This window comes from Hymenobacter lapidarius, assembly GCF_001816145.1.
Lineage (GTDB): Bacteria > Bacteroidota > Bacteroidia > Cytophagales > Hymenobacteraceae > Hymenobacter > Hymenobacter lapidarius.
This window is the reverse complement of sequence record NZ_MDZB01000011.1, coordinates 80450-102474: the sequence shown is the minus strand read 5'-3', so window position 1 is coordinate 102474 and position 22025 is coordinate 80450. Positions and strand designations below refer to the sequence as shown.

Sequence of the window (22025 nt, the reverse complement as noted above, 5' to 3'; positions counted from 1 at the left end):
CGTTCGAAGTGCTGATGTGGCCGAGGCCGCACGCAAAAGTACGCTGCCGATAAAGCGTGGCATTTTTCGCGACCAGCACGGCCGCCGAATTGCTTCCCGCGTACACGCAAAAAGCCCGGCGGCCCACCAAGCGGCGGCGGGCTTCAGCAAGTACCCACCATTTCACCATTTCACCACATGTCCTCCGTCAAACAAGTCATTGAAATCCTGGCTTCCTCCGAAAAAAGCTTCGAGGACGCCCTGCAGCGCGCCGTGGAAAGCGTCAGCGCGTCGATACCCAATATCTCGTCCATCTACGTGAAGGACCAGAGCTGCAAAGTGCGCAACAACCGCATTGTGGAGTACCGCGTGACGGCCAAAGTAAGCTTCGGCACCCCCACCGACGGCCCGGCCGACCTGGACCTCTCCGAGCTGGAGCGCACCTTTGTGGAAGCCCCCGTGCCCGCCGGCAACGGCGCCCCCGACTACAGCCACGTGGCCGTGAAAACCGAGCCCGAGCTGCCCCGCGAAGTAGAGCCCGGCGGCAGCGCCACCGAGCCCGAGAGCGGCGGCGGCTACAGCGGGTAGCCGCGCCCAACGGCTCCCCTTCTGCAGAAGGGCAAGCAAGACGCATTTATCAACCAAAAGAGGCTCCCTGCTGAATAGCAGGGAGCCTCTTTTGCAAATAGCAGTTCTCAACGGGGCCGGGAGCAGGGTGCCCCGACCCTGCAGAATGGCAAGGTGGGGGAAATATCTGATTTGCGCTACCTTTCGCATGCACAACGCGGCAGTGCCAACCCAGCACCTCGTTTCCTTATTCTTATTCATGAAAAAACTTCTCCTTGGATTGCTGTGCTGCGTAGCCGCCAGCCCGGCCTACGCCCAGCAAGGCGCCGAGCCGGTGAAAGTGACTGACTTGCTCAAAATCAAGCAGATTGGCAACATCACCCTCACCCGCGACGGGCGCAAGGCGGCCTTCACCGTGCTGGGCATCGAGCCCGATGAAAAAAATAAGGCCGACTACAAAAACGTAACTCAACTGTACGAAATTGGTACCGAAGCGGGCGCCAAACCCCGGCAGCTGACCGCCGCGAGGGAAGGCGCCTCGCAGCCCGCCTGGAGCCCCGACGGCCGCCAGCTGGCCTTTGTGCGCACGGTGGACGAGCAGCCCCAGGTATTTGTGATGGCGGCCAACGGCGGCGAGGGCCGGCAGCTCACGCGCTACAAGCACGGCGCCGGCAGCCCCAAATGGTCGCCCGACGGCCGGCAGGTGCTGTTTTCGGCCGCTATTCCGCTGCGCGAACTGCTGAAAGATTCCCTGCTGAACGCCGCCAAGAGCCTGCCCCGCTGGCCCTTCGAGAAGCCAGGTTTCGATAAAAACGACCAGCTGGCCGCCACCACCGCCAAGCCCAACGCCGATGGCAGCCTGGCCGAAATCCGGGCTTATCTCGACAAAAACGAAACCGACAAGAAGGCCAAGGTGCTCACCAAGCTCAACTTCCAGGACGAGCGCGACGTGTCGGCGGAGCAGACGTTTTCACAGTTTTTCCTGATTGATGCCACGGCTCCCGAGGCCAGGCCGGTGGCCGTCACCAACGGCTTCTACCGCTTCAACCAGGCCGCGTTCACCCCCGATGGCAAGCACCTGCTGCTCTCGGCCGACATCGACTCGCTGCAGCACCCCGACCGCTCGCTGGAAAACGAAATCTACCTGGCCGACCGCGACGGCCGCCGCCCCCGCCTGCTGCTGGGCCAGGACAACACCGTGTATTCCAACCCCGAAGTCTCGCCTTCCGGCAAGTGGCTCGCCTTCCAGATGAGCCCCGCCACCGGCGTGCACGTGCCCGAGCTAGCCGTGATGCCGCTCAACGGCACCGCCAAAGACATTATCATCATTCCGTTTGACCGCAGCAAGGGCAACCTGGCCTGGAGCGACGACGACAAGTACGTCTACTTCACGGCCCAAAGCAACGGCGGCGCGCCCCTTTACCGGGCCAACATCAACACCCGAAAAGTAGAAAAGCTCTCGGCCGCCGATACGGGCATTACGAGCTTCGACGTGGCCCGCGGCAAGGTGGTGTTTTCCCAGACCAGCGTGCTCAATCCCTCCGAGCTGCTGGTGGCCGACGCCGGGCTGAAAAAAGTGCAGCCCGCTGGCAATTTCAACGACTGGGTGAAAACCAAGCGGCTCTCGCTGCCCGAAAAGCACACTTTTGTGAACGACAAAGGCCTGACGGTGGAGTACTGGGTAATGAAGCCCACCGGCTACCAGGCCGGCCAGAAATACCCGGTGGTGCTTGAAATCCACGGCGGCCCCTCGGCCATGTGGGGGCCGGGCGAAACCAGCATGTGGCACGAGTTTCAGTATTTCGCCAGCCAGGGCTACGGCGTGGTGTACAGCAACCCGCGCGGCTCGGGCGGCTACGGCCAGGGTTTTCTGCGGGCCAACGTGCTGGACTGGGGCAACGGCCCGAGCAGCGACGTGCTCACGGCCCTCGACAAAACCGTGGCCGAAGGCTGGGCCGACCCGGCCAAGCTCACCGTGACCGGTGGGTCCTACGCCGGCTACCTCGTGGCCTGGATTATCAGCCACGACCAGCGCTTCAAAGCCGCCTGCTCGCAACGCGGGGTCTATGATTTGGCCACTTTCTTTGGCGAAGGCAATGCCTGGCGCCTGGTGCCCAACTACTTCGGCGGCTACCCTTGGGAGCCCGCCGTGCGGCAGGTGCTCACCCGCGAGTCGCCCATCAGCTACGTGCAGAACATCACCACGCCCTACATCCTCTTCCACGGCGACAACGACCGGCGCACCGGCTTTGTGCAAAGCGAAATGATGTACCGCAGCCTCAAGGTGCTGGGCCGCCCCGTGGAATACGTGCGCCACCCCGGCGGCACCCACGAGCTAACCCGCTCCGGCGACAACCGCCAGCGCATCGACCAGATGCTGCGCACGTTCGAGTTTTTTGAGCGGTACATCAACACCAAGGGCGAGGTTAATTAGGCGCGTTAGGTTGTCTAATGTCGGTTATGCCTAGTGACCGCGCCGTCTGTCATGCTGAGCCTGCGAAGCATCCTGTCACCGCAGAACGAAGCCTTCAACCGTTGCCTGCGAGGTGTTCAAACTTGATAAGATGCTTCGCAAGCTCAGCATGACAGGCGGCGTGGGTGCTAAGCGGAGCAAGACGTTCCTTTATTTGTAAATCATCATTCCCGCAGGTCAATGAAATCTCTTTACTCATTCCTGGCGGCTGCGCTGCTGGGCGCTGCCCTTGTCACTGGCTGCAACAAGCCCGACTCCACTGCTGCCGCTGGCAGCACAACCGCTTCGGCCAGCGTGCCAGCCACCTACTTCGAACCCACCGAAACCGGCGTGCAGGACGGCGGCGTGCGCATGATTCCCATCACCACGCCCAAGGGCAAGTTCAACGTCTGGACCAAGCGTTTTGGCAATAATCCCAAGGTGAAGGTGTTGCTGCTCAATGGCGGGCCGGGCTCTACGCACGAGTACTTCGAATGCATGGAAAGCTTCCTGCCGAAAGAAGGCATCGAGTTTATCTACTATGACCAGCTGGGCTGTGGGCTGTCTGACAACCCCAAGGACACTTCCATGTGGAGCCTGCCGCGCTACGTGGAAGAAGTGGAGCAAGTGCGCCAGGCCCTGAACCTGACCAAGGACAACTTCTACCTGCTGGGCCATTCCTGGGGCGGCATCCTGGCCGCCGAATACGCCTTCAAGTACCAAGAGAACCTCAAGGGCCTCATCATTTCCAACATGATGATGAGCTGCCCCGCATACGGCCGCTACGCTGATGAAGTGCTGGCCAAGCAAATGAAGCCCGAAGTACTGGCCGAAATCCGCGCCATCGAAGCCAAAAAGGATTTCGCCAACCCGCGCTACATGGCGCTGCTCATGCCCAATTTCTACGCCGAGCACGTGCTGCGCTTGCCCCTCGACCAGTGGCCCGAGCCCGTGAACCGCGCCTTCAGCAAAAGCAACCAGTCGCTCTACGTCACCATGCAGGGCCCCAGTGAGTTCGGTATCTCGGGCAAGCTCACCAACTGGGACCGCACCGCCGACCTGCCCAAGCTCACCGTGCCCGTGCTGTCCATCGGCGGCAAGTACGACACCATGGACCCCGAGCACATGCGCATGATTGCCACCAAAGTGCAGAACGGCAACTCCCTCATCTGCCCCAAAGGCAGCCACATGAGCCTCTACGACGACCAGCAAACCTATTTCACGGGCCTCATCAAGTTCCTGAAATCAGTAGACGAAGGCACCCTCAAGCCGAGCGCTGAGCTATAGTATTTAGTTGTCAGTTATTAACTGAACGTCATGCTGAGCGCAGCCGAAGCATCTCTACCGCGCAAGTAATTCATTTACTATTGCAGTAGAGATGCTTCGGCTGCGCTCAGCATGACGTTCTCTTTTCCTGCCTTTTTTCATCACAAATAAGCCGGCTACTCAAAACGGTACCGTAACCTCCATGGGCAGCGGCGCGCGCCGGCCGCCGGCCACGCCGGGCTGCCACGCCGGGCCTTCGCTGATAATGCGGATGGCTTCGGCGTCGTAGTCGTCGCGCAGGCCCCGGCTCACTTTGAAGTCACTCAGCTTGCCGTCGGCTCCTACCGTGAATTTGACGTGCACCAGGCCGGTCAGGCGCATGGCGCGGGCTTCGGGCTCAAACTCCACGGCGGTTTTGCGGATGTACTCGCGCAAATCGCCCATGCCGCCCACCGGGGCCGGGTTGATGGAGGCTGGAGCCGGCATGGACGTAGCCGCCGTGCGGCCCGCCATTGCGCCCGAAAGCGCCGGCGTTGCCACGGCCATGAGTCGGGCTTTGGCTTTGGAAACAGCCTGCTGATTTGCGGTGTTTTGGGCCTGCGCGCTATCGGCAATGGCTACTTGCCGCCTGAGCATTTTCTTGGCATTGGGTGCCGCGGGCGACACCAGTACCTCGCCGGCCTCGTCGTTGGCACTGGCTTCATAAACCACAGCCGCTACTTCCTTCATTTCAGCTGCTGCCACTGCCTTATCTGCCTGTGGGACACCGGCCAGGGCTACCTCGTTGGTTGCTGATGCTGCGGTATCCGAAGGCCTGGTCGAGTGGCGTATTGCGCGTGCCGCCGGCTCGGTGCGGCGCGCAGGCGGGGTGGTCACCGCCGCATAGAAGGCAGTTTCCGTTTCGGTTTTTGCGGCTTGAATGGCCGCTATGGTTTCGGCTGGGGCAGCAGCTGTGGCAGCGGGTGCGGCAGCGGGTGCCAGCGGCTCCGGGAGCGGCGCTGGCGCGGCTTGCTGCATTGCTTCCTGCCGGACCGCGGCAACTGTTGGGGCGTCGGCCTTGCGCTGGTCTAGGCCCCACAGGCCGGCGGCTACCACGCCCACCAGCGCGGCCGCGGCGGCCAGCCGGGGCCACGTCCGGGCGGGGGCAACGGGGGCGGCATCTGGCTGGCCTACGCGGGTTTGCAGGCGGGTGCGCAGCTCGGCCACGGCGTGGTCGGTGGTAGCGGCGTCGCTCATCGAAAAGCCCGCTACCAGTTCCGCGCAGCGCTCGCAATCCAGCGAATGGGCCTCAATGCGGTGCTCGTCGGCGGGCGCAAGGGTGCCGGCCGCGTAGGCGCGCAGCTCCGCCGTGGCCGGGTGGGGGCCGGGGGCGGGCAGCAGGGCGAAGGGCAAGTCAACGGGCAACATGAAGCGGATTATTGGAAGAAGCCGGGGGTAAGTTTCTGAGAGCAATTGCCGGGGCGGGCGGTTCCAACTGCCGGCGCAGCATGCGCTTGCCGTTTTGCAGGTGGCTGCGTACCAGGTTCAGCTCCAGGCCAGTTTCGATGGCAATGTCGCGGTAGCACTTCTTTTCAAGGTAAAACAATTCCAGGCAGCGGCGTTGGGCGGGCGGCAGGTGGGCCAGGGCCGCTTCCAGGTGCTGGAGGCGGTTTTCGGTGTCCTCGGCTTCGGCCGCGGCGTCCGCCTCGTCCACCAGATGCCGGGCCCCGGCTATTTCCACATCAGCGGCATCGGGGAAGGTGAGAATGAGCGGCCCGGCGCTGGGCCCGGCGCGCTTGCGGGCCCGCAGCTGCATCAGGCAATGGTTGCGGGCGGTGGTGTGCAGCCAGGCCGGAAAGTTGTCGGGCGCGTGGGTGCGCAGGGCTTTCACGAGGTGCTCAAACAGCTGCATCACGGCGTCCTGGGCGTCTTCGTCGGGCGGGGCCAGGTAGCGGCGGGCCACGGCAAAGGCTTCGGGCAGGTACCGGTCGTAGAGCACGCCCAAGTCGGCCACCTCGCCGCGCAGGCGGTAGCGGGCCAGCAGCTCCTGGTCGGAGAGCGGCGCGGCGGCAGCGGGCGGGGAGCGGCGAAAGAACATGGGACGGGGAAGATAGGGCAGCACCAGGATTTTTTGCGGCCGCGTGTGCAATTCCGCGCCGGCCCGCATCAGCTAGCCACACCTCACCCCAACCCTGTTGCCATGAAAAACCTACTGCTTCCGGCGCTGCTCGCCCTGCTGGCCCCGGCTAACGCCACCTACGCCCAACAACCGAAGTCCGTGGCCCCGCAGGACACCGTGCGCAACCACCAAGTGCACGGGACCGTGCGCGAGCAAGGCACCGGCCAGCCCCTGCCCGGTGTCACGGTGCTGATTAAAGGCACCACTAACGGCGTATCCACTGATGCCGGTGGCCGCTACAGCCTGCTCGTAACCAATGCGCCCCAGGCCAGGCTGGTCTTTTCCAGTGTCGGGTACGTCACCGTGGAGCGCGCCGTGGGCTCCGCCCGCGTGGTGGACGTGACGCTGGCCCCCGATGCCCGGCAACTCAACGAAGTAGTGGTGACCGGAAGCGCCCCGCAACGCGCCGTGCGGACCATAACGGGCAGCGTCAGCCAGGTGCTCAATGGCCGGGCCGCCGGGGTCAGTGTTGATAAAAAAAGCCGTCAAAGCGGCCACGATATGAGTGGCTACAGCATGCCTGCGCCGCCCAATGCGCCGTACCCCGCCCGGCCCGAAGCCGGCGCGGGCGACACCTACGCCAGGGTGAAAGAAAATGCCTTTTTCACCGTCAAGAATGCCCCGCTCAGCACCTTTGCGCTGGACGTGGACGCCGCCAGCTACACCAACGTGCGCCGCTTTCTCAACGAAGGCCAGCTGCCCCCGCGCGACGCCGTGCGCGTGGAAGAAATGCTGAACTACTTCCGCTACGACTACGCCACGCCGCCCGCCACTTCGCCCGACCCCGTGCGCATCAGCACCGAGCTGGCCGTGTGCCCCTGGAACACCGCGCACCAGCTGGCCCGCATCGGCATCCAGGCCAAAAAAATAGAAACCGCCAAGCTGCCGCCCGCCAACCTGGTGTTCCTGGTCGATGTGTCCGGCTCCATGTCCGGCCCCGACCGCCTGCCCTTGGTGCAAGCCGGCCTCCGGCTGCTGGTGAAGCAGCTGCGGCCCCAGGACCGGGTGGCGCTGGTGGTGTACGCCGGGGCGGCCGGCCTGGTGCTGCCGCCCACGCCCGGCTCGCAGCCACAGGTCATTCTCGATGCCATTGACCGGCTGCAGTCCGGCGGCTCCACGGCGGGCGGCGCGGGTTTGCGCCTGGCCTACTCCACGGCCCGGCAGCACTTCAATGAGGGAGGCAACAACCGCGTGATTCTGGCTTCGGATGGGGATTTCAACGTGGGCGAAAGCTCCGATGAGGCGCTGGAAAAACTCATTGTGGACCAGCGCGAAAGCGGCGTGTTCCTCACGGTGCTGGGCTGCGGGCGCGGCAACCTGCGCGACTCCCGCATGGAAACCCTGGCCGACAAAGGCAACGGCAACTACGCCTACCTCGATAACCTCGACGAGGCCGGCCGGGTGCTGGTGGCGCAGTTTGGCGGCACGCTCTTCACCGTGGCCAAGGACGTGAAGCTGCAAGTCGAGTTCAACCCCGCCCGCGTGGCCAACTACCGCCTCGTGGGCTACGAAAACCGCCTGCTCGAAGCCGAGGATTTCAACAACGACCGCAAAGATGCCGGCGAACTCGGCGCGGGCCACACCGTCACGGCTCTCTACGAAATAGTGCCCGTGGGCAGCGCTACGCCCCTTATCGATGACCTCAAGTACCAGCCCACCAAAGCCAGCACCAGCAACATGCAGCAGTTCCTCACGAATGACGTGCTGACCGTGAAGCTGCGCTACAAAGAGCCGCAGGGCAACACCAGCAAGCTCCTGTCGCAGCCCTTAGTAGGCACGCCCGTCGCCATCGAAAAAGCCTCGGCCGACTTCCGCTTTGCCGCCGCCGTGGCCCAGTTCGGCATGCTGCTGCGCCAGAGCGAGCAGCGCGGCACCGCCACCTGGGCCGCCACCGAGCAGCTGGCCAACGGCGCGCGCGGCTCCGATGCCGACGGCTACCGCGCCGAGCTCGTGCGCCTCGTGCGCTTGGCGCAGGGCCTGAGCGGCAGCAGCGCCGTGGGCATCCGCTAAGCTGTTGTAGCGCGGGCTAAAAGTCCGCACTGCTTAAACCAAAAAGGCCTCACTGTTGCAGCAGTGGGGCCTTCTTGGCGTCGCAAATTCCGAACAATGGGAATTTTTACGGGCTAACCAAGTTCAGGCTGATATTGAAGTACAGCGGGTTGGTGAGCGTGTTTTTGTACAGCGAAGGCTCCGAGCCCAGCGTGCTTTCCTTCTCGCCGGTGGGGTCCTGGTTGCGGAAGGCGTCGTTGCGGTAGTTGTAGCGCAGGCCGGCCTGGGCCGATACCCACACAAAACCCGAGAGCTGGCGCTCGTAGGTGATACGGGGCTTCAACTCGCCGCGGCGCAGGTACACTTCCTGGTTCTGTATTTTGCCCAGGTAGTAGGTGTTGCCTTCCAGTTCGTAGCCCAGCTTCAGCAGGGCGTTGGTGCCGAAGTTGCGGCGGATTTCGGCCCGGCGGGAATATCACCTCGCAGCCCCACTGCGGCGAGAAGGTGCGGTTGTAGAGCAGCACCGGAATGTAGAGCAGCTGCCCGGCGCGGTAAGTGCGGCTCAGGCCCAGGCCCCACTGCAGGTTGTCGTTGGGCTTCCAGCCATAAATGCCCGTGGCACTGAACGTGTACGCCTCGGTCTGCACTTCCTGGAAGTTGCGGTAGTTGCCGTTGGCGTCGAGGTTAAGCTGCAGAATGACGAAGTGCTTGTTGTCGATGGGGTTGAAGATGGTCGTGTTGATGCCCGTGGTGCGCAGGCCATCCTGCAGCTTGTCGAAATACGGCGACCGTTCGGCGTTGGCCAGGTCCAGGCCCGTGTTCCAGTAGGTGAGGCCCACGTTGAATATAAAATCGGTGCGCGAAATAACCGGCGCATTGAAAGCCAGGCGCAAGCCGCGGGCCGAATTGACCTTGGTTTCGACGGCGGGGGCCGTGCTGGCGGGCAGGGGCCCGGCGGTGCTCAGGTTGTAGCCCAACTGGGCCTCGTAGCCCACCGAAATCAGCTTGGTGGGCGTGAGGTAGAGGACTTTCTGGGTGTTGTAATCGGTAGTGCCCGCGTTGGCATCGCCAAACGCGTCGAAGTTTTCCTCGGCGGCGGGCGTGGCAGTGCGGGTGGTGTCGGTGACCTGGGCCGCAGCCGGGGCCCCGGCCAGCAGGCAGGCAGCAAGGGCAAAGTAGGTGTATTTCATGCAGTAGGTGGGGAGTGGTTGAATGAGAAAAGCCATTGAAAACAGGCATCCCGAGCCCCTGCCGCGGGTGGGCAGAAGCTCGGGAGCTAACTCAGCAGCAGGCGGTTATTATTTTTTGACCTGGCGCTTCCACACGTCGGTCCGCCCAAAGAGGGACACGCCGATGAAACCGCGCACCTCCAGGGTGTTGGGGTCCACCAAAGTCATTTCGCAGCTGTAGTCGTTGCCGTTCTTGGGGTCGTAGATTTTACCGTCTTCCCACTTATTATCGCCTTTATACGTGAAATCGCGCATGTTTTCCAAGCCCTTGAGCAGCACGTTGCGCTTGCTTTCGTCGGGGTTGTTCACATCGGTGCGGGGCTTGCCTTCGGGGGTGTTGGCCACTTTCAGCCATACGAGGCGGCCGTAGTACTTGTCACCCTTCTTGAAAATCTGAATCATGCCGGTGCCCTCCCCGTTTTTCCAGACCCCGAGCACGGCGTCGGGGTTGGCAGCGGCTTGCGCCGATAATGCGCCTACGAGAAGGCCAATCAGCAGGAAGAATGCTAGAAAACGGTTGGTCATGGTGGAATTTTTTATTAAAAAAATTGGAAATATACTGAAAGCAAATATAGACAGGGGCCCAGCTATGTATCGCCCTAAAACATTAAAATGGAGTTAAAAAAGCCATTGTGTGAAGAGCAGAGCATGGCAAAAATCAGTGGTGCCTGCAGCTATGAATACCAATAAGACCCCACCGTTGCAGCGGTGGGGCCTTTTGATAATATATCTCGGATGCTTACACTAACAATATGTGAAAATGGATAACTGGACTATAATGGCTGATAATCAGCTTAAAAAGAGAAGTTGGCGCCCACTTTAATCACCCGGTTCTGGGCATCGAAGCGGTTATTGGTGTCCAGCGACGTCAGGCCGTAGTCGTAGCCCGCGCTCAGGCCCAAGCCGTTTTCAAACTGGTAGCCCAGGCCACCCACAGCCGAGAAGTCGACTTTGCGGAGCTGGTTGGAGATGTCGAAATCGTCCTGGTAGGCGTTGATGCCCAGGGCCCCTGCCTGCACCCGCGCCTTGCCGCTCACCAGGAACGAGGCCTGCGGACCGGCGTAGAGGTAGAAGCCGGGCGTCACAAATACTTTGGCCAGTACTGGCACATCCACATAAGCCAGGCGGGCCGTGCCAGTCACCCTCGCGTTCAGGAAATCGAGCTTGGGGAAGGGCAGGGTGCCTTTGAGCACGGTGCCTTTTTCGGAGTAGTTGATGCCGGGCTCAATGGCGAAGCCGGGGCCCAGCGGCAGCGTGGCATACACACCGGCGTAGAAGCCGGGGCGCATCTGCTTGGTAATGGCACCATCGGGAGCGTAGCCGGCCAATTCAGTGAAGCTTTTCACGGCATCGCCTTGCACATCGGCCAAGTTGAGGCCACCCCGGAAGCCAAAGCGAACCGCAGAATTGGCGCCGGCCGACACCGTGTTAGCCGCCTGGCTGCGCACCGGAGCGCGCTGGCCCGAAGCCGAAGTGCGGGGCGAAGGGGCCGCTTTGGGGTTGCCGTAAGCGTCGCGGGCACCTTGGGCCGAAGCGGTGGTGGCAGCAGCAGAAATCAAAAGGCAAGCCGCGGCCAGGCCGCCCGAAAGGCGTGAGAATTTCATGACCAAAAGAATTGGAAGGTGTGAAAGAAGCAGGCCCCGTGGGTACCGGGCCAAACGCCCGGCTAGCGGGCCGATGCAAGGGTGTAATGCAAAACCGTGCCAAACTGTGGGGCGTACCTGCGCCACCGCCGCCTTCCCCTCCAGCAAACCTGTGCAAAGTCCTTTTTTTGCCTAATGGCGCGGCTTTACCGGCCCGGGAGCCTATCTGTGGGATTGGGCCTATTCCCCCACCCGGTAGCGGTTCATCAGCCGCAGCAGCACCCCGTTGGTCCACCCGAAGCCATCCTGCAGCGGGTACTCGCCGCCGCCGGCTTTGCGGTTGGGGTGCAGCACGTCGTACTTCTCCAGCAGCTGGCCGGTTTGGGCAAACACCCGCTGGTTCAGGCCCATCCAGCGACGGGCGATGGTGTCGGCCAGCGGTTGCTGCTGGTAGCGCGCGAGGCCCTCAATGGCCAAGTACTGCAGCGGCGCCCAGCCGTTGGGGGCATCCCACTGCTGCTTGGTTTCGCTGAGGCTGGTTACCAGGCCGCCGGGCTTCAGGAAGTTGGTTTTGAGCGTGGTGCCAACCCGCGCGACCTGCGCCGATGAGGCCAGCCCGAAAGCCAGTGGGAACACGCCCGCCAGCGTGCGCACCGTAGAGCGCTGCCGCAGCCGCCAGTTGTAGTCCTGAAACCAGCCGGCTTTGGTATCCCAGGTCAGGGCCAGGAGTGCCGCTTTGCGCTGCGCCGCTTTGGTGGTGTAGAGCCGCGCCTGGGCCGGCTGGCCGGCCAGCTTGGCCGCTTCGGCCAGGGTCAGCTCCAGGTTGTAGAGCAGGCAGTTCAGGTCCACGGGCACCATGTCGGTGGTCTGGATGGTGCCCAGGCCGCCCCCGGCCCGAAACCAGCGGCTGCTGAAGTCCCAGCCCGATGCCGCCGCCGCCCGGATGTGGCGGTAGAACTGGGCGGGTGGCTGCTTGCTCAGCTTGGCGGCGGCCACGTCTTCGGCGTAGGACTCCTCGCGGGGCTGGTCGCTGTCGTCCCAGTAGCGGTTGAGCACGGCGCCGGTGGGCAGGCGCACGGCCCGGCGGGCGGCCGTGCCGGGCTTCAGCTGCTCGGCGCCGCGCATCCAGTAGCGGTACTCGGCTGCCAGGGCGCCGCGGTAGCGCAGCAGCTCGCTGTTGCCGCGCTCCTGCGCCAGCAGCGTCACCATGCTGGCAAAAAACGGCGGCTGCGAGCGGGTGAGGTAGTACGAGCGGTTGCCGTTCGGGATGAAGCCATAGCGACTTATCAGGAAGGCGAAATTATCGGTGATGTCCTTCAGCAGCTGGCCTTTGCCGGCTTCGGCCAGGCCCAGCATCGTAAAGTAGGAATCCCAGTAATACACCTCCCGGAAACGGCCGCCCGGCACCAGGTAGGGTTTGGGCAAGGGCAGCAGGGAGCTGTAGGCCGCCAACGAATCGGTGGGGTCGATGGCCGGGGCGGCGGGGCGCGCCAGTACCGTCCAGAGCGTGTCGAGGTGGTGGCGCAGGCCGGCTTTTATGTCACTGTTGAAGGGAACCCCGCCGTCGGCCGGCAACTCGAAATAGCGCGCTACAAAGGCTTTAAGCTGAAAGCCGGGCTGGGCTTTCTCCCGTTTCCAGGCGGCGAGAATGGTGGCGGGCCGCTGCCGGGGCACGGCATCCACGAAGGTCTTGCCATCGGCGAAAACGCGGCCCAGCTGCACGGCTTCAAACAAGCCCGGAAACAGCTGCCGGGGCGAAGCGGGCCGGGCAGGTGCCTGCGGGGCAGTAGCGGCTGGTGGCTGGGTGGCGGGGGGCGCAACGGGGGCCGTCTGGGCACTGCTCATCAAGGGCAGCGAGGCCAGTAAGCAGCAGAAGTAGTGGTTGAGCATGGGCGGGGAAAAAGGAAGCCGGCCAGCAGTTCGCCGGGGGCTGGCTACTTCTTACGTGGCTCGTGTGATTTTCGCTTCGCAACTGGTTGCCGGGGAGTAATGCGGTGCGTTTGGAGGGGAATTAAGAAAAATAATTTGCCTAAAACTAATGTGTTAGTCGTAAAACTAAAATTTTAGTTATACGTTTGTAATACCCTGATACCACCGCTTTCAACTCATGGACCCATCCTTTCCCGAACTCACCCGCGCCGAAGAACAGGTGATGCAGGTCCTCTGGCGCCTCGGCCCTTCCTTCGTGAAGGACGTGCTGGCCGAGCTGCCGGCCCCCGCGCCGGCCTACAACACGGTTTCGACCATCATCCGCATCCTCGAAACCAAGGGCTTTGTCAACCACGAAGCCTTTGGCCGCACGCACCGCTACTTCGTGCTGGTAGCGCAGGACGACTACCGCCGCTTTTCGCTGCGCAAGCTACTGGGCGGCCACTTCGGCAACTCCTTCAGTCGCTTGGTTTCCTTTTTCGCCAAAGAAGAAAACCTCGATGCTGCCCAGCTCGACGAGTTGCTTCGCCACGCCTCCGAACCCCAAAATCCCGATTCCGATGAACCCAATCAGCCTGTTTAATTGGATGCTGCTCAGCACGGTGCTGCTGGGGGCGTGGTGGCTCTGCTACCGATTGCTGCTGCGCGGCGAGCGCAGCTTTGCCTACAACCGCGCCTATCTGGTGCTGGGGCCGGTGCTGGCGGCAGGCTTGCCGCTGCTGCCGCTGGCATGGCCCGCGGGCTGGGGCACGCAGCCAGGCGCGCTGAGCGGAGTGACGGCGGTGCTGCTGCCCGCCGCAGTAGTGGGCGCCGACGCCACCAGCGCTAGTGAGGCCACCGGCATAGGTTGGCCGTTCTGGGCACTGGCCCTCTACCTGAGCGGCGCTGTGTTTATGCTGGTGCAGTTGGGCTGGGAGCTGGGCCGGCTGTGGCAAAGCACGCGCCGCCTGGCCCGCGAACAGTGCGACGGCTACACGCTGGCGCGCACCCACGGTGCGCTACCCACCAGCTCTTTTAGCCGCACCATATTCTGGGACGAAACCCTGCCGCTGAGCGCCGCCGAAGCCGCCCAGGTGCTGCGCCACGAGCTGGCCCACGTGCGCCAGGGCCACACCTACGACCGCCTGGTGCTGGAGCTGCTGCGCGTGGCGCTCTGGTTCAACCCCTTCGTGCACCTGAGCGGCCGGGCCCTGGCCCTCACCCATGAGTATCTGGCCGACGAAGCCGCGCTGTTAGGCGACGCCTCGGCTCCGTTTTCAACCACTCGTTCCTACGCTCACCTGTTGGCTCGGCAAGTGGCCACCCGCTTGGGTTTCTCCGTTCCGCTTGCGCATTCTTTCTCCCATTCTCAAACTTTACGTCGCATTGCCATGATACAAAAAACCTCCCCCATTCGCCGCTGGAAACAGTGGCTTGCGCTGCCGCTGGTGGCCGCGTTGTTTATCATTGTCGCCAGTGGGCGCATGGCTGCTCAGGGCGGCCCGGGCCCCAAGCCCGCTGCCGTGTTGCGGCAGGGCACCCCGCCGCCTCCTCCGCCGGTCCCGATGGGTCAAACACCACAACCTGTGTCGTCGCCACCGGTGTACACATTTGTTGAGAACATGCCGCAGCTACCCGGTGGGGGTGGCAACAAGGCCATTGTAGAAGCCATTCAGCGCAATGTGATTTATCCCCAATCGGCTTTGGCCGACCATAAGGAAGGACGGGTATTTGTCTCGTTTTACATTGATAGCAATGGGCAGGTAAAAGGGACAAAAATTGTGAAAGGTCTGGACCCTGCAATCGATGCTGCCGTGGTTGCCGCAGTGCAAAAGCTGCCTCGCTTCACGCCCGGCACCCAGGGCGGCAAAGCCGTGGCCGTCACTTTCACTGTGCCCATCATGTTCAAAATATAAGCGCGATTTGTAAACACAAAATAGCCGCTTGCCGGGAAGCCAAGGCCAACGCCCGCAGCTTTTTCTGGCGCGCTGACCCGAGAAATCGTCCGAAAAGCTCCGGCCTTGGCCGGGGCCTTTCTGCGTTACACTCCGCCGCAACCGTTCAGAATGGGTTAACTTGCGGGTAGTATTGGCCTTCTAATTCCGATTTATTCCGTGTTATTTTCTTTCCTGCCGCGCCACGCCGTAGTGGCTGCGTCCTTGAGTTTGCTGGCTTTCGCAGGCCTTCCCGCCTGCCAGACCCGCCCCGCTGAGGGCGAAACGCCCACCGGTGCCGCCGCCGAAGCTGCCGCCAAGCCCGTGCCACTCGACTCGGCGCAGCTCCAGGCCATGGTCATGCGCCGCGACTCGCTGCTGGCCGATTCCATCATGAAGAAAAGCGGGCAGCTGCCGGGCGCCATTCTGCCGGGCAAGCGCATTGTGGCCTTCTATGGTAACATCCGCTCGAAGGGCATGGGTATTTTGGGCCGCGAGCCCAAGGAGCAGATGTTCCGCAAGTTTGAGAAAGTGCTGGCCGAGTGGCGCGCCGCCGACCCCAGCCGGGGCGTGCAGGCTGCCCTGCACAACGTGACCATCACGGCCCAGGGCACGGCCGGCAAAGACGGCAAGTGGCGCCTGATGAACTCCAAAGCCACCATCGAAGAAGTAATCAGCTGGGCCAAAGAGCACAACTGCATTCTGTTTCTGGACGTGCAGCCCGGCCACAGCACCCTCGCGGCCGAGCTGCCCAAGCTGGAGCCCTACCTCAAAGACCCCATCGTGCACCTGGGCATCGACCCGGAGTTTTCGCTCTCCACCATGCCCGGCGTGCGCCCCAACCAGAAAATCGGCACCCTCGACGCCAAAGACATCAACTTTACGGTGAGCTTCCTGGCCCGCATCGTGAGCGAAAACAAGCTGCCGCCCAAGGTGCTCACCGTGCACCGCTTCACGCGCAAAATGGTTTCCAACTACAAAAACATCAAGCTCGACCCCCGCGTGCAGATTGTGATGCACATGGATGGCCACGGCGACCCCACGCTCAAAAAGGACTCCTACCAGCACTACATCGTGAACGAACCGGTGCAGTACACGGGCTTCAAGCTGTTTTACGAGTACGACGCCCGCCCCAAGCCCCACCACATCATGACGCCCGCCGAGGTCATCGCCCTGAAGCCCTCGCCGCTGTACATTCAGTACCAGTAAACAGTGCCGCGTTAGATAAAAAAGGCCGTTGGATGTTCCAGCGGCCTTTTTTATTGGCTTAATGCGGGGCAAAACCAGTGAAATTGTTCAGAAATTCGCCAGAATGGCGTCTTTATCGACGACATGCCAGAAGGCACTACGCAGAAGCTTTTCTCGGGTTTTAATCTGGGTTGGGCGTCCTAGACACCGCAACGGGCGTGCATTGAGACCAGTGTCGAGACGCACTGCCTGGGGGCTTGCCGCTGCACAATCTGCACGCTTGAAGACGCAAAGCAGTGCCGCTCTCTGTCGCCTGGATTAATTTCCAGATTTAATCCAGGCGGCTTCTCACTATAATGCAGATAGACGCAGAAAAAGCTTTCGGCATCATTGTTCAAGCGTTTTTCTGCGTAAGTTTCGCTCTCCCAACCCTCTCTATATATGAGTCAGAAACAACTTGCGCTGCTGAGCTTGGTAGTGGCCGCGGCCCTGAGCGCGTGCTCGCAGCCAAAAGAAGACGCCATCGTCCAGACCGATGCCGATTCGCAGAAGATTGAGGTGCCCGGCGTGAGCATCGAGACCAAAGGCGATGCGTCAACGGTGGTTACCAGCGATGAAACGGAGATTACCATCACGGGTAACAAATCGGTGCAAACGCGCGCCTGCACCGGCCAGGACGTGCAAATGCAGGGCGACGACAATCAGGCCACCTTCACCGGGAGCTGTAAGGAACTCTACGTCATCGGCGGCCGCAATACGGTGACGCTCGAGAACGTAGAGGCCATTCAGGTGACCGGCGATGACAACACGGTGCGCTGGCGCGGCACCGAGCCCCAAGTCACCAACATCGGCAAGGGCAACACGATAGCGAAAGCCGAATAAAGGGCAGGGCAGTGGATGACTTGCGGCAGCAACAGCCGATGATTTCACTCAACGCCGAGACGCAATTAGGCGTCTTTGCACCTCTATACCAGCCTGTAAACTGCTCGAAGAGTGCGGAGAGACTATTCCCAGTCCTTCAGCAGGCGCCGAACCAGCACGATTTCGCCGACGTGGTAGGCGTTGTGGTCGGCAATGAGCAGGGCTTCGCGCAGGATGGTCTGGCCGGTGCCGTGCGGCAGCGGGGCCAGCAGGTCGGTACCCGGCGCGTGCAGCAGGTGCAGAAACCGCTGCCGCTGCTGCCGGATATGGTCCAGGGCGGCCTGCCACTGCTCTTCATCGGCGGTAGCGTCGGGAGCCGGCCAGTAACCCTCCGGGAATGTTGGCGATTGGTGTTCGGCATCAATGGAGAACTCCACGATATCCCACTGCGCGATGCGGATGTGCTCAACCAGCTGCCAAATGGTGTAGGGCACATCGGGCAGGCGTTGGTTCCAGATTTTGGGCGTGAGGTCGGCGGTGGCTTCTTCGAAGGTGGCGTGGGCGTTGCCTTTGGTGAGCAGGCTGGTTAGCTCCGCCAGCAGGGCTTTCTGATTAGGTCTGTCCATTGAATTCCAAACGCTATTTCTGCTTTTTCAATAGTTGCCACGCCCCGGTCGAGTACAGGGCCGCGCCCATCAGTACGGGCTGGAAAAACAGCCGGGCCAGCCGCTTGGCATCGGTATCGAGCCCGAAGGCGGAAAGGTGGTGGGTGTACTGGTGCACGTTGCCAGGAAACACCGCCGCGTAAAATACCGCCAGCCCCAGCCCTAGGCGCACCCGGTTTTTGCCATTTATCAGGAGCAGCGCCAGCCCCAGCCCAATTTCCACCACGCCCGATAGCAGCACCACGGCATCCTTATCCAACGGCACAAAATCAGGTACCTGCGCCTGAAAATCCTGCCGTGCAAAGGTGAGATGCCCCGTGCCGGCCACCACCATAAAGGTACCCAACAGGCCACGAGTCACGTTTTGCAGGGTAGTCGTGTGGGGTTGTTGCGGCATGGCTGACGGGTGAGGGGGATTGCTAATAAACTGTAGAACAAATAAACATTGGGCATGCTGAGCACAGCCGAAGCATCTCGCGTGCCGCCACCAATCCAATAGATTGATTTTACTACCACACGCGAGATGCTTCGGCTACGCTCAGCATGACCGTTTTTCAGTGGAGACATTACTCCATCTGCGCTACTCCCGGCCGCGCAGCGGGCGCTGCGTCGGAATGGGCAGGGGCTTAAAGGACTGCTTTTTCAGGTCGGCCATGATGACTTCCACGGCTTTGGCCAGCTGGGGGTCGGCGCCGTTCTGGGTGGCGTTGGGCAGGATGTCGACTTCGATGTCGGGCGCTACGCCTTCGTTTTCGATTTCCCACTTGCCGTCGGGGCTGTAGATGGCGAAGCTGGGCGAGGTCACGCTGCCGCCGTCGAGCAGCGGCGGGTAGCCCGAAATGCCTACCAGGCCGCCCCAGGTGCGCTTGCCCACGATGGTGCCCAGCCCGCGCCGCCGGAAAAAGGCCGGCAGCGCGTCGCCGCCCGAGCCGGCGTACTCGTTCACCAGCATCACCTTGGGTCCGTAGATGGACGCGCCCGGCGAGGTAAACGCCTTGCCCTCGCGCGGGGCCCAGTAGCTGAGCAGCGGCCGGTTGAGCAGGTCGATGATGTAGTCGGCCACGAAGCCGCCGCCGTTGAACCGCTCGTCTATGATGATGGCTTCTTTGTCCAACTGGCTGAAGTAGTAGCGGTTGAAGAATTCGTAGCCCTCGGCGCCGGTGTTGGGCAGGTACACGTAGGCCACGCGGCCGCCGGTCAGCTCGTCCACTTTGCGGCGGTTCCCCTCCACCCAGGCAATGCGGCGCAGGGTGGCTTCGCTGGCCACGGGCACCACCGTCACCTCGCGGGCGCCCTTCGTGGTGGGCCGGTCGTTCACGGTGAGGGTGATTTGCTTGCCCACGGTGTTCTCGAAGAAGCTGTACACGTTGTCGGTGCCTCGGAGCGGGCGGTTGTTCACGGCCAGCAGGTAGTCGCCGGCCGCCACGCCCACGCCGGGGCCGGTGAGGGGCGCCCGCAGACCGGGGTTGAAGCTCTCGCCGTTGAACACGCGCCGGAAGCGGTAGCGGTCGTTGGCCACCTCGTAGTCGGCCCCGAGCAGGCCCACGGGCCCGGCCGTGAGGGCAGGCATGTCGCCGCCGCTCACGTAGTTGTGGCCCACCACCATCTCGCCCATCATCTCGCCAAACAGGTAGTTGAGGTCGGCGCGGTGCGCCACGTGGGGCAGGAAGGTGGCGTACTTTTTCTTGGTGGCGGCCCAGTCCAGGCCGTGCATGTTGGCGTCGTAGAAATAGTCGCGCTGCAGGCGCCACACTTCGTCGAACATCTGGGCCCACTCGTGGCGCGGGTCGATGTAGGCGTCGAGGCCCGTGAGGGTGAGCTTGCCGTCGGTGGCGGCGGGCTTGGCGGCGGCTTCCACGATGCCGTAGGCGTTGTTGGGGGCCATGTAGAGCACCTTTTTGCCGTCGGCGCTCAGGGCGTAGCCGTTCAGCTCGGCCATAAATACCTCGTCCTTACGCTCCTTCATATCGAAGCGGTGCAGGCGCTGGGTGGGCTGGGCGGGCGTGGCCGTGGGGCCGGCCGGCGCGGCGGCGGGCACGGCTTCGAGGTAAAACAGCTTGTCGCCGTCGGCGGCCCGCACGCTGCTCAGCTCGCCCACGGCGGACCCTGGCACCACCAGAATGCGTTGGCCCAGCCCAACGGTGTCAATCACCACTTTTACGCCCGCCTCCTTCTTGGGCTTGAGGTCCTTGAGGGCCACTTTGGGCGCCGTGCGGTTGCCTACGGGCTTGCCGATTATCACTGAGTCGGGCTTGGTGGCGGCGTCCTTTTCCTCGTCGCTCTGCGGGGCGAAGGGCGAGGCGTCCTTCCGGTTGAGCACGGCCACGTAGAGTGTGCTCTTGCTCTGGCGGTCGTAGGAAGTCATGTCGAGCCAGGTGGTGCGCAGGCCCACGTCGGTGCTGGCGGCAAAGAACAGGTACTTGCCGTCGCGGCTGAAGGCGGGCGCGGTGGCGTCGCTGCGGCCGTCGCTCACGGCGGCGCGGCGCCCGCTGGGCAGGTGGTAGACGTACACGGTGCGCAGGTGGTTGGGCATCAGCACCGAGTAGGTCAGCCACTGCCCGTCGGGCGACCAGGCCGGGGCCAGGGCCGGCTCGCCGAGGATGGGGCCGAAGGCGTCGGCGGCCACCCGCACGGTCTTTTTCGAGGCCAAATCCAGGTACCAGAGGTTGAGCTTTTTGTCGGTGTAGGCAATTTTCCGGCTGTCGGGCGACCACAGCGGGTAAAAATAGAACGAGGCCGGCCCCAGCGAATACGTTTCGGCGGGCGTGATGCCGCGCTGGTCCTGCACCCGCAGCTGGTACTCGCCCCCGGCATCGGACACGTAGGCGATGCGCGTGCCGTCGGGCGACCAGGCAGGGTAGCGCTCGTGCGAGGTGTCGGAGTGGGTCAGGTTGCGGCTCTCGCCCTTCTTGGCGGGCACCGTGAAGATGTCGCCCCGGGCCTCCACCACGGCGCGCATCCCGGTGGGCGAAATAGCGGCCGTGCGCACCATGCTGCCCACCGGGCGGTACTGCGGGCGCAGGGCCAGCACTTCCGGGGTGATGCTGATGGTCAGGTCGGTAACTTTGCCCGAGGCTGTGTTCAGCACGTGCAGCCGCCCGGCCTGCTCGTACACCAGCTCGGGGCCGTAGCCGTGTAGGGCTTTCACGTCGTAGTCGGCGTGGCGGGTCAGCTGCTCCACTTTTTTGCTGGCTACGTCGTAGCTGAACACGTTGTTGGTACGCGCCCGGTCGCTGAGGAAATACACCTTGCCGCCCAGCCAGCGCGGGCTGGTGTCGGTGGCGTTTTCGTGCGGAATTTCCTCGGTGGCCAGCGTTTGCAGGTTGGTGAGCCAGATGGGGCCGGTCTGGCCGCCGCGGTAGTGCTTCCAGGTAGTGGTGGCGTTGGTGATGTGCGTGTGAGCCAGGGTCTGGCCATCGGCCGAGTAGCTGCCCTTCTCGCCCATGATGAGCGGCAGGCGCGTGGGCAGCCCGCCGCCCACGGCCACCGTGAACAGCTGCAGGCCGCGCGCATACGCCTCCTGCGAGCTGCTGAACAGGATGCGCTGCCCATCGGGCGTCCAGTCGCGCACGGTTTCGGCCGAGGGGTGCCAGGTGAGGCGGCGCGGCTGCCCGCCGCTCACGGGCACCACGTACACGTCGGCGTTGCGGTCGTAGTCGCCGGTGTAGGCAATGAACTGGCCGTCGGGCGAGAAGTGGGGGCTGGTTTCCACGCCCGGCCCCACGGTGAGCCGCTGCGGGTTCGAGCCGTCGCGGCCCGCTATCCAAATGTCGCCGGCGTAGCTGAAGGCCAGCCGGTCGCGGCTCAGGGCGGGCTCGCGCAGCAGCAGGGTTTCGGGGGGCGCCTGGGCGAAGGCGTGAGAGTTAGTGAGCAGGGCCGCAGCGGCCAGAAGGACAAGGTGTTTCATAGGATGCCAAGGTACAGGTTAGCGCCCGACACGGCATCGTATGAGTGGCACCATTTGCCAAACCAGTTGAATTATAAATTCCGAAATGGTGGTCGTCCGACCAATTCAGCCGTACAAGACGGCATCTTTTCATCAACCACACTCCCGGCCATGTCTAATTCCACCAACACCCCGAATACCCCCAAGCACACCGACCCCGCCACCAAGCGCGACGAGAAAAAGAATGAAACCGAAGTAAAAGACAAAGTTTCGGGCAAGACCAAAGTGACCCAGAAGAAATAGCCTTCCAAAGACCTAAAAGAGCCCGGAGCGTCTGACGTTCCGGGCTCTTTTGGGTTT

At 62.8% G+C, this 22025-nt stretch carries 18 protein-coding genes; 9 read left to right on the top strand and 9 right to left on the bottom strand.

What is annotated here, in order from left to right:
- Positions 1-177: 177 nt before the first annotated feature.
- From BEN47_RS00565 to BEN47_RS00555, 3 genes are all read left to right on the top strand, one after another.
- Positions 178-567 (top strand): dodecin family protein, encoded by a 390-nt coding sequence (locus BEN47_RS00565; RefSeq protein ID WP_070724262.1) that lies wholly within the window; start codon positions 178-180, stop codon positions 565-567.
- A gap of 238 nt (positions 568-805) precedes the next feature.
- Positions 806-2980 carry a S9 family peptidase gene (locus BEN47_RS00560; protein ID WP_070724261.1) on the top strand — a complete coding sequence of 725 codons (2175 nt, stop codon included), beginning with the start codon at positions 806-808 and terminating at the stop codon, positions 2978-2980.
- 219 nt (positions 2981-3199) lie between these two features.
- A complete protein-coding gene (locus BEN47_RS00555) occupies positions 3200-4285 on the top strand; it encodes a proline iminopeptidase-family hydrolase (protein ID WP_070724260.1) in 1086 nt (361 codons plus the stop codon).
- A 159-nt stretch (positions 4286-4444) separates the two neighbouring features.
- On the opposite strand, the gene BEN47_RS00550 is transcribed toward BEN47_RS00555, so the two are convergent.
- Both BEN47_RS00550 and BEN47_RS00545 read right to left on the bottom strand, forming a co-directional pair.
- Positions 4445-5671 carry a TonB family protein gene (locus tag BEN47_RS00550; protein WP_070724259.1) on the bottom strand — a complete coding sequence of 409 codons (1227 nt, stop codon included), beginning with the start codon at positions 5669-5671 and terminating at the stop codon, positions 4445-4447.
- The gene (locus BEN47_RS00545) at positions 5658-6341 is read right to left on the bottom strand and encodes an RNA polymerase sigma factor (protein WP_158010767.1); all 684 of its coding nucleotides are present in this window, start codon (positions 6339-6341) and stop codon (positions 5658-5660) included. The genes BEN47_RS00550 and BEN47_RS00545 overlap by 14 nt, the downstream gene beginning before the upstream one ends.
- A 102-nt stretch (positions 6342-6443) precedes the next feature.
- Between BEN47_RS00545 and BEN47_RS00540 the strand changes: the two genes are divergently transcribed.
- Entirely contained in the window at positions 6444-8432 is a 1989-nt protein-coding gene (locus tag BEN47_RS00540) for a vWA domain-containing protein (protein WP_070724257.1), read from the top strand.
- Positions 8433-8545: 113 nt separating this feature from the next.
- On the opposite strand, the gene BEN47_RS00535 is transcribed toward BEN47_RS00540, so the two are convergent.
- The 4 genes from BEN47_RS00535 to treF all read right to left on the bottom strand — a co-directional run bounded on the left by BEN47_RS00535 (position 8546) and on the right by treF (position 13113).
- Positions 8546-9601: a hypothetical protein gene (locus BEN47_RS00535; protein ID WP_125921425.1), complete on the bottom strand. Its 1056-nt coding sequence runs from the start codon at positions 9599-9601 to the stop codon at positions 8546-8548.
- A 108-nt stretch (positions 9602-9709) separates the two neighbouring features.
- A complete protein-coding gene (locus tag BEN47_RS00530) occupies positions 9710-10165 on the bottom strand; it encodes a DUF2147 domain-containing protein (protein WP_070724256.1) in 456 nt (151 codons plus the stop codon).
- A 269-nt stretch (positions 10166-10434) separates the two neighbouring features.
- Positions 10435-11244, bottom strand: a complete 810-nt coding sequence (locus tag BEN47_RS00525; protein WP_083321961.1) for a porin family protein — start codon at positions 11242-11244, stop codon at positions 10435-10437.
- Positions 11245-11463: 219 nt separating this feature from the next.
- Positions 11464-13113: an alpha,alpha-trehalase TreF gene (treF, locus tag BEN47_RS00520; RefSeq protein ID WP_083321960.1), complete on the bottom strand. Its 1650-nt coding sequence runs from the start codon at positions 13111-13113 to the stop codon at positions 11464-11466.
- Positions 13114-13330: 217 nt separating this feature from the next.
- Here treF and BEN47_RS00515 point away from each other — a divergent pair, with 217 nt between their 5' ends.
- From BEN47_RS00515 to BEN47_RS00500, 4 genes are all read left to right on the top strand, one after another.
- Positions 13331-13735 (top strand): BlaI/MecI/CopY family transcriptional regulator, encoded by a 405-nt coding sequence (locus tag BEN47_RS00515; RefSeq protein WP_070724255.1) that lies wholly within the window; start codon positions 13331-13333, stop codon positions 13733-13735.
- Positions 13713-15047 carry a M56 family metallopeptidase gene (locus BEN47_RS00510; RefSeq protein WP_125921424.1) on the top strand — a complete coding sequence of 445 codons (1335 nt, stop codon included), beginning with the start codon at positions 13713-13715 and terminating at the stop codon, positions 15045-15047. The genes BEN47_RS00515 and BEN47_RS00510 overlap by 23 nt, the downstream gene beginning before the upstream one ends.
- Before the next feature lie 198 nt (positions 15048-15245).
- The gene (locus BEN47_RS00505; protein WP_239691448.1) at positions 15246-16274 is read left to right on the top strand and encodes a hypothetical protein; all 1029 of its coding nucleotides are present in this window, start codon (positions 15246-15248) and stop codon (positions 16272-16274) included.
- Positions 16275-16694: 420 nt separating this feature from the next.
- Positions 16695-17135, top strand: coding sequence for a DUF3060 domain-containing protein (locus BEN47_RS00500; RefSeq protein WP_070724253.1), 441 nt, complete (start codon positions 16695-16697; stop codon positions 17133-17135).
- 122 nt (positions 17136-17257) lie between these two features.
- Here BEN47_RS00500 and BEN47_RS00495 read toward each other — a convergent pair whose 3' ends face one another.
- The 3 genes from BEN47_RS00495 to BEN47_RS00485 form a co-directional block, all read right to left on the bottom strand.
- The gene (locus BEN47_RS00495) at positions 17258-17740 is read right to left on the bottom strand and encodes a DinB family protein (RefSeq protein ID WP_070724252.1); all 483 of its coding nucleotides are present in this window, start codon (positions 17738-17740) and stop codon (positions 17258-17260) included.
- A gap of 13 nt (positions 17741-17753) precedes the next feature.
- Entirely contained in the window at positions 17754-18176 is a 423-nt protein-coding gene (locus tag BEN47_RS00490) for a DoxX family protein (RefSeq protein ID WP_070724251.1), read from the bottom strand.
- A gap of 183 nt (positions 18177-18359) precedes the next feature.
- On the bottom strand, positions 18360-21686 hold the full coding sequence (locus BEN47_RS00485) for a S41 family peptidase (protein ID WP_070724250.1): 3327 nt from the start codon (positions 21684-21686) through the stop codon (positions 18360-18362).
- 150 nt (positions 21687-21836) lie between these two features.
- Here BEN47_RS00485 and BEN47_RS22400 point away from each other — a divergent pair, with 150 nt between their 5' ends.
- Complete coding sequence (locus BEN47_RS22400; RefSeq protein WP_262489457.1) at positions 21837-21968, top strand: hypothetical protein; 132 nt, start codon at positions 21837-21839, stop codon at positions 21966-21968.
- Positions 21969-22025: the final 57 nt, after the last annotated feature.